The sequence below is a fragment of the Vibrio sp. 10N.222.52.B7 genome (genome assembly GCF_041474275.1).
Lineage (GTDB): Bacteria > Pseudomonadota > Gammaproteobacteria > Enterobacterales > Vibrionaceae > Vibrio > Vibrio crassostreae_C.
The window spans coordinates 1-371 of sequence record NZ_JBFRTU010000289.1 but is presented as its reverse complement, the minus strand read 5'-3'; the positions used below and the strand labels follow the sequence as shown (position 1 = coordinate 371).

1 protein-coding gene is annotated in these 371 nt (G+C 46.6%); it reads right to left on the bottom strand.

Going from position 1 to position 371, the window contains the following annotated elements:
* Positions 1–371: GTP-binding protein (locus AB4512_RS22875; protein WP_372175822.1), on the bottom strand; the 371-nt coding region annotated here is incomplete at both ends.

The following is a 371-nucleotide window of genomic DNA, read 5'->3' as shown; positions in this document are numbered from 1 at the left end:
AATGTAGGAATCTAGTGCTTCTGCAAGCTCAACGATCTTGTCTTCCCACTGCTTTTCGCCGTTTAGAGCGCCAAGTGCAGAACCTTGAATTACTGGAAGGTCGTCTCCTGGGTACTCGTACTCAGAAAGAAGTTCACGTACTTCCATTTCTACTAGCTCAAGTAGCTCTTCGTCATCAACCATGTCACATTTGTTCATGAATACGATGATGTAAGGGATACCAACTTGACGACCAAGTAGGATGTGCTCACGTGTTTGTGGCATAGGGCCATCTGTAGCAGCAACAACTAGGATACCGCCGTCCATTTGAGCAGCACCAGTGATCATGTTTTTAACATAATCGGCGTGTCCAGGACAGTCTACGTGTGCGT